This window comes from Nostoc sp. KVJ20, assembly GCF_001712795.1.
Lineage (GTDB): Bacteria > Cyanobacteriota > Cyanobacteriia > Cyanobacteriales > Nostocaceae > Nostoc.
The window spans coordinates 1-5,313 of record NZ_KV757807.1 but is presented as its reverse complement, the minus strand read 5'-3'; the positions used below and the strand labels follow the sequence as shown (position 1 = coordinate 5,313).

Annotated in this window: 4 protein-coding genes and 2 pseudogenes; 4 read left to right on the top strand and 2 right to left on the bottom strand. The window is 42.7% G+C overall.

Going from position 1 to position 5,313, the window contains the following annotated elements; translation table 11 throughout:
• The first annotated feature begins 160 nt into the window (after nt 1-160).
• Both A4S05_RS37660 and A4S05_RS37655 read left to right on the top strand, forming a co-directional pair.
• Nucleotides 161-481 (top strand): Type 1 glutamine amidotransferase-like domain-containing protein, encoded by a 321-nt coding sequence (locus A4S05_RS37660; RefSeq protein ID WP_069074838.1) that lies wholly within the window; start codon nt 161-163, stop codon nt 479-481.
• Nucleotides 456-1,103 (top strand): HAD-IA family hydrolase, encoded by a 648-nt coding sequence (locus tag A4S05_RS37655; RefSeq protein WP_069074837.1) that lies wholly within the window; start codon nt 456-458, stop codon nt 1,101-1,103. The genes A4S05_RS37660 and A4S05_RS37655 overlap by 26 nt, the downstream gene beginning before the upstream one ends.
• Nucleotides 1,104-1,673: 570 nt before the next feature.
• On the opposite strand, the gene A4S05_RS42450 is transcribed toward A4S05_RS37655, so the two are convergent.
• Complete coding sequence (locus tag A4S05_RS42450) at nt 1,674-1,877, bottom strand: hypothetical protein (RefSeq protein WP_176727230.1); 204 nt, start codon at nt 1,875-1,877, stop codon at nt 1,674-1,676.
• A 61-nt stretch (nt 1,878-1,938) separates the two neighbouring features.
• Here A4S05_RS42450 and A4S05_RS37650 point away from each other — a divergent pair.
• A pseudogene (locus A4S05_RS37650) lies at nt 1,939-2,748 on the top strand (formylglycine-generating enzyme family protein); the annotation flags it as partial.
• A complete protein-coding gene (locus A4S05_RS37645; RefSeq protein ID WP_084227413.1) occupies nt 2,738-5,104 on the top strand; it encodes an arylsulfatase in 2,367 nt (788 codons plus the stop codon). The pseudogene A4S05_RS37650 and the gene A4S05_RS37645, both read left to right, overlap by 11 nt.
• Here the strand turns inward: A4S05_RS37645 and A4S05_RS42815 are convergent.
• Nucleotides 5,047-5,313, bottom strand: a pseudogene (locus A4S05_RS42815) (hypothetical protein); the annotation flags it as partial. The gene A4S05_RS37645 and the pseudogene A4S05_RS42815 overlap by 58 nt on opposite strands.

The window sequence follows — 5,313 nt, the reverse complement described above, 5'->3', positions numbered from 1 at the left end:
CCTAATTGATGACACGCCCTAGCAAAATAATTTTGCTGAAGTTATATAGCCGTAATCACATAGGTTAGGACATTGTAAAAGCTTGGATGCCAGGAATAGTAATACTTTTAACTCCTGCCTTCTGCCTCCTGCCTCCTGCTATAAATTCTCAACTTTTAATATGAGCAATAATCTTCCCAGCAAACAAATATTTACAATGGGTGGTGGCGGCTTTTCAATGGAACCTAAAAACCCTCTATTAGACAAATATATATTAGGACTAGTAGATAAAGATAAGCCGCGAGTTTGCTTTGTCCCTACAGCTAGTGGTTATTCTGCTCAATATATTGTTGATTTCTATTCAGCTTTTGCGAAATTATCTTGCACTCCCTCTCATTTATCATTGTTTAATCTACCAACTACCGACCTCAAAGCTTTTGTATTAGAGCAAAATTCCACTCAAAATTCGAGAGAACATGAAGCATATTTGTGTGATTTTTGATTTGGACGGAACGTTAGTTGATAGCGAGCGGCTTTGTAACCAAGCTTTTATTGATTTGCTACCTTTTATCAACGACTCCGTTGAAAGTCTGATTCGTCGATATCGTGGCAGAAAGCTAGCTTTAATCTTAGCGGACATAGAAATGAAGTATGGCGAAAAGCTGCCCAGAGATTTTGAGGCAACATATCGTCACCGAGTAGATGAATTATTTGAATTTTACTTGCAACCAATCACAGGCGTTCCAGAGATGCTAAAAACTCTGGAATATCCTGTTTGTGTTGCCTCAAGTGCGCCAATAGCCAAAATTCGCAAGGCTTTAAATGTAACTGCTCTGTCGCATTACTTTGGCGATCGCTTGTTTAGTTCTTATGATATTGGCTCGTGGAAACCCGATCCCGGTTTATTTTTATACGCAGCAAATAGAATGGGATTCTCGCCTGAATATTGTGTTGTCATTGAGGATAGCGATGTGGGAATTGAAGCTGCATATTCAGCAGGAATTTATGCTTTGAAATATTCTAGAGAGGAGGAAGTAGAGAAACAAGTCAATGTATTTTCTAACATGAAATATCTTGTGAAACTGCTCGATAAAATTTCTTTGATGAAATGCGATTACTCATAATTCAATACAATTCAATAAAAGTTCATTGTAGTAGTACTTCAGCTTTCAAAGGTTGAGTTCAACAAATATAAAAAATCCCCAAACAATAAAAAACTCCACCCACAGATCGGAGTTTTTATTAGAGGTTGTTTGAAAAGTGGTATGTTGTAATTTTTATCGAATTATTACCCCCCTTAATCCCCCCTTATAAAGGGGGGAAATCAGAAAATCCGGTTCCCTCCCCTTTATAAGGGGAGGATTAGGGTGGGGTAAAAAATATTTGATACATCAATTATGACTTTTCAAACATCCTCTCAGGGTCAGTAGTCAGTAGTCAAGCCAGATTCAGTTGTCTTTAGATTTTTTTACGAATCAGATATCAATTCTCAGGCTATATCATGTCAGCCAAAAAAGTTCTTGACTTATTTTTCTCTAAGAGGTAAGTTATCAATATCGTAATAAATACGGTAACTCTATCGATATAAAGTATATATTAACTTCAAACAAGGTAAAGTTTTTTAAATTAGTTTACACTGATGGTAATTTTTGATGAAAAATTGCTAGATTTTCGACTATTATTACGTCATAACTTTACACAGTAAATGTTTTAGAAATATTTAGTCTGAATTTTAATTTATTTTTATTAGCAGTCAACACCACTGTGTTAAAGAAAGTTTTTTTAGTAATGTTATTAATTACAGGAGTAGCAATGGCATTCATCATTTCTCCTGCTTTTGCCGCTACCGTAAATTCCTGTCCATCAGAAATGGTAATGATTCCCGGTGGGACATTCACAATGGGATCGAATAATTCTGGTTTGATAGAAGAACTATCAGCTCAATAGGTAAGAGTTAGTTCCTTTTGTATCGATAAATATGAAGTGACAAATGCACAGTTTGCGGCATTTGTCAAAGCTACAGGGTATGTGACAGTTGCAGAGCGCCCTTTATCAAAAGAAGAGTTTCCCGACTTGCCAGATGAGCAGAGATTACCAGGTTCCTTGGTGTTTGAAATCGCAAAACCAGGGGCAAAACAACTGAGTTGGTGGCATTGGCAGACTGGGGCGAATTGGCGACATCCATTTGGAAGAGAAAGTGCAATCGCACATCAAGATAATTATCCAGTCGTTCATATTGCCTACGAAGATGCTGTAGCTTACACTCAATGGACAGGAAAATCCTTACCCACCGAAACCCAGTGGGAATACGCCGCCCGTGGTGGGTTAGATGCTGCAACTTATGCCTGGGGCAACCAGTACTCTGAGAAAAAAGCTAACACCTGGCAAGGAATTTTTCCCTTTTTCAATACCAAAAGTGATGGTTACGTGGGTATTGCCCCGGTTGGTTCTTTTCCGCCAAATGGTTATGGTCTGTATGACATCACAGGTAATGTCTGGGAATTGACCTCCGATTGGTTTCGTCCAGGACACAACCAAAAAAACCACAGTGTCAACCCAAAAGGCCCAGAACAAAGTTTTGACCCCAACAAACCCACCGAAAACGCTCTACACGTAATCAAAGGTGGCTCTTATTTGTGTGCGATCAACTATTGCAGCCGCTTCCGCCCAGCAGCGCGAGAATCTCAAGCCCCCGACACGGGAACTACCCATATCGGATTTCGCTTAGTGAAAAACCTGACTATAGAAAGGATGAAGAATGAAGTTTGAATCCAAGCACTGGAATTTGTTTCCAGAAATTGCAAAGGCGATCGCTTTATCTTTGCTCATCACTTTGTTGATGGTCAATGGCCCCGCCCTAGCAGCTACATCCCAAGTTTTACCCGTTCCTCTGCCAGAGTTCAAAGGTAAAATCGGCCTCACCTACAAAGAATCACAACCAGACTTTCCCCAACCCATAACCGCCCCAGCCAAAGCACCCAATGTCTTGCTAGCGATCCTAGATGATGTGGGCTTTGGACAAGCGGGTACTTTTGGCGGCCCGGTGGACACTCCAAATTTGACGCGCCTAGCCGAAAGAGGATTACGCTACAACCAATTCCACACCACAGCCCTGTGTTCGCCTACCAGGGCAGCTTTGTTAACTGGACGCAATCATCATTCAGTTAATACAGGGGTTGTTGAGGAATTAGCTACAGGTTATCCTGGCTACACAACAATTTTGCCTAAAAGTGCCGCCACCGTTGCTGAAATACTACGACAAAATGGCTATAACACAGCAGCTTTCGGTAAATGGCACAATACCCCAGACTATGAAACGAGTGCCGCCGGGCCTTTCGATCGCTGGCCTACAGGGTTAGGATTTGAGTACTTTTACGGCTTTCTTGGCGGTGATACTAATCAGTGGAGTCCTGCCTTAGTAGAAAATACTAGGCGAGTAGAGAAACCAACCAACAAGCCAGATTATCACCTGACTCCTGATTTAGTAGACCATGCGATCGCCTGGATTCGCAACCAAAAATCCATTGCTCCTGAAAAACCCTTTTTCGCCTATCTCGCCACCGGAGCCACTCATGCACCCCACCACGCCCCTAAAGCTTGGATTGACAAGTACAAAGGCAAATTTGACCAAGGCTGGGATAAATTACGCGAAGAAATCTTTGCCCGTCAAAAACAACTGGGTGTAATTCCTGCCAATGCCCAACTCACTCCTCGCCCCCAAGAACTGCCAGCGTGGGATTCCCTCACAGCAGAACAGCAAAAACTCTATGCCCACATGGCCGAGGTATTTGCTGGATTTTTAGGTCATACAGATTATGAAGTAGGAAGGCTGATTGATGCCGTTGACCAACTTGGTGAATTGGATAACACCCTAGTCATTTATATTGTTGGAGACAACGGTGCTAGTGCAGAAGGCGGTTTAACAGGCAGCGTCAACGAACTCCAAGTCTTCAACGGTGTACCCGAAAATTTGCAACAACTGCTAGCTGCATATAATAACTTGGGTAGTTCCAAAACATTTAACCATTTTCCGGCGGCTTGGGCATGGGCAGTCAACACTCCCTTCCAATGGACAAAACAAATCGCCTCTCACTTTGGCGGAACTCGTAACCCCTTAGTGATTTCTTTGGGCGCAAATATTAAAGACCAAGGTGGCATTCGCAGCCAATTCCATCATGTAATTGATATTGCACCCACCATTTTAGAAGTAGCGGGAATTACTGCTCCTAAAGAAGTGAATGGTGTTAAGCAACAACCAATTGAAGGTACTAGCCTTGTTTATACCTTCGATCGCCCTGATGCTCCCTCTCATCGTCAAACTCAGTATTTCGAGATGTTGGGCAACCGAGCCATTTACGATGAAGGTTGGGTAGCGGCAGCGCGTCACGGTCGCTTACCTTGGGAACGAACTGTCAAAGGGAACTTTGATACAGATGAGTGGGAACTGTACAACATTACAGAAGATTTTAGCGAAGCGAACAACCTAGCAAAGGAAAACCCAGACAAGTTAGAAAAACTGCAAAAGTTGTTTTTAAAGGAAGCCCGCAAGCACCAAGTATTACCACTAGACGATCGCATCGCTGAAAGATTTGATGTTAAAATTCGCCCCAGCTTCACCAGAGGACGCACAACTTTCACTTACTATCCTGGTACATTCGGCATTCCAGAAGGTAGCGCCCCAAACCTGAAAAATAAATCCTTCAGCATCACAGCTAATGTAGAAATTCCTGAAAGTGGGGCAGAGGGTGTCCTGTTGACCCAAGGGGGACGCTTTGCTGGTTGGAGTTTTTTCCTTGAGGATGGCAAGCCTACCTATGCCTACAACTACGCCAATACTGCCCGCTACATCATCCAATCAAGAGAAAAATTGCCCTCTGGTAAATCTACACTTCGTTTCAACTTTGATTATGACGGTGGCGCTGTAGGTGCAGGTGGAATCGGCAAACTATTCATCAATGACCAACAGGTAGCCGAAGGACGTGTGGAAAAAACCATTGCTTACCGTTTAGCCCTAGATGAAACATTTGATGTTGGCAGAGATACAGGTACTCCCGTTGTTGATACTTATCAAGTACCGTTTGCCTTTACTGGTAACTTACAGCAAATCAGCCTGGAGTTGAAGTAATTAAGATTGGGGCATTGGGCATGGGGCATTGGGCATGGGGCATTGGGCATGGCGCATGGGGCATTGGGGAGATAAGCTTGAGTGTTGAAACTTCGAACTTGAACACTAAGCCTTCGAGCTTGAGCATTAAGCCTTAAACCTTGAACATTAAGCCTTCGAGCTTGAACATTAAGCCTTCGAGCTTGAGCATTAAGCCTTAAACCTTGAAC

Bases quoted from the DNA above. Each gene is read 5' to 3' on its own strand.
- A4S05_RS37660 (WP_069074838.1), top strand. From the start codon at position 161: ATGAGCAATAATCTTCCCAGCAAACAAATATTTACAATGGGTGGTGGC.
- A4S05_RS37655 (WP_069074837.1), top strand. From the start codon at position 456: ATGAAGCATATTTGTGTGATTTTTGATTTGGACGGAACGTTAGTTGAT.
- A4S05_RS37645 (WP_084227413.1), top strand. From the start codon at position 2,738: ATGAAGTTTGAATCCAAGCACTGGAATTTGTTTCCAGAAATTGCAAAG.